Source organism: Microbacterium sp. Bi128 (assembly GCF_918698205.1).
Map to the genome: position 1 here is coordinate 1 of NZ_CAKKMM010001300.1, position 1,437 is coordinate 1,437.

The following is a 1,437-nucleotide window of genomic DNA, read 5'->3' on the forward strand; positions in this document are numbered from 1 at the left end:
AGCCGAAGACAAACGCCGGGCAAGGATCAACCTCATCGCCCACCTGCTCTCCAGCATCGACTACACCGAAGTACGGACAGAACAGGTGACCTTGCCGGAGCGGCCGAAGGCCGTCAACTACACGCGCCCGCCGCGGGAACTGTTCCGCTACGTCCCGGACTTCGCGGCGAGCCTCGAAAAGCCGGCCAAGGACTGAGCAGGATCGATTGGCTCAGTAGACTGCAGCATGGACATTGTGAAATACGTGACACCGTTCCTTGGCGCCTGGCAGGGACAAAACCGCTTGCGGCTCATGCCCACGGACGACTACAAGGCTTCGGCGGCCACCGCCACGGTGACGGTGACCGCCGCACACTTCGCGAGTGTCGCCTACACCTGGTCAGACGGTGAGAGCCCGCAGGAAGGCCTCCTGATCCTGGCCGGCGGCGCGTCCGGCGCGGATCCCGCCACCGCTGTGTGGCTGGACTCCTGGCACACGGGCAAGGCGCTGATGCAGTTCTCCGGCACTGTGGGCGGCGACGGTGTCCTCCGGCTCAACGGCTCCTATGCGGCGCCGACCGGCCCGGACTGGGGCTGGCAGATCCACCTGCACCCGGCGGACGGCTCGGGCGGACGCATCACCATGCACAACCTGGTCCCGGGCGAGGACCCCTACCAGGTGGTGGAGCTGGTACTCGACCGGTAGGGTACCGGCATGGACATCATCCTCGTACCCGGATTCTGGTTGGACGCCTCGTCGTGGGCGGACGTCACCCCGCCGCTGACCGCGGCCGGGCACAAGGTCCATCCGTTGACCCTGCCGGGCCTGGAGTCGGCGGATGCGCCGCGCGCCGGGATCGGCCTGCGCACCCACATCGACGCCGTCGTGGAGAAGATCGATTCCTTCGACGCGCCGGCGGTCCTGGTGGGCCACTCCGGCGGCGGGGCCATCATCCACGGCGCCGTCGACGCCCGCCCGGACCGGGTGGCCCGGGCTGTCTACGTGGACAGCGGACCGCTGGGGGAGGGTGGGGTCATCAATGACGAACTCCCGGCCGACGGCGACGAGGTGCCGCTGCCGCCGTGGGAGCTCTTCGAGGACCAGGACCTCACCGACCTGACCGACGAGCTGCGCGCCATGTTCCGTGCCCGTGCCATCCCGCAGCCCCGCGGCGTGGCCCAGGACCGGCAGCAGCTCTCGGATGAACGCCGCTTCGAGGTTCCGGTCACCATCATCGCCTGCGAATTCCCGTCCTCGATGCTGACGGAAATGGTTGCCGGCGGCCACCCGTTCGTGGCGGAGCTCGGACGGATCCGCCAGGTCGACTATGTGGACCTGCCTACCGGACACTGGCCGCAGTTCACCAGGCCGTCCGAGCTCGGCGCCGCCATTCTGGCCGCCGCCGACCGCACCTAAAGGAACCGGCTGGCCGGGTCACTGCTGAACTGGGGAAATCC

The 1,437-nt window shown here is 68.5% G+C and carries 2 protein-coding genes and 1 pseudogene; all 3 read left to right on the forward strand.

Annotated elements, in window-relative coordinates; all coding sequences use genetic code 11:
* Positions 1 to 196: pseudogene (locus LQV45_RS32175) on the forward strand (polyphosphate kinase 2); the annotation flags it as partial.
* 30 nt (positions 197 to 226) lie between these two features.
* Positions 227 to 685, forward strand: coding sequence for a DUF1579 family protein (locus LQV45_RS32180; RefSeq protein ID WP_230011585.1), 459 nt, complete (start codon positions 227 to 229; stop codon positions 683 to 685).
* 9 nt (positions 686 to 694) lie between these two features.
* Entirely contained in the window at positions 695 to 1,396 is a 702-nt protein-coding gene (locus LQV45_RS32185) for an alpha/beta fold hydrolase (RefSeq protein ID WP_230011586.1), read from the forward strand.
* Positions 1,397 to 1,437 lie beyond the last annotated feature (41 nt).

Coding starts and splice junctions, on each gene's coding strand:
- LQV45_RS32180 (WP_230011585.1), top strand. CDS start 227: ATGGACATTGTGAAATACGTGACACCGTTCCTTGGCGCCTGGCAGGGA.
- LQV45_RS32185 (WP_230011586.1), top strand. CDS start 695: ATGGACATCATCCTCGTACCCGGATTCTGGTTGGACGCCTCGTCGTGG.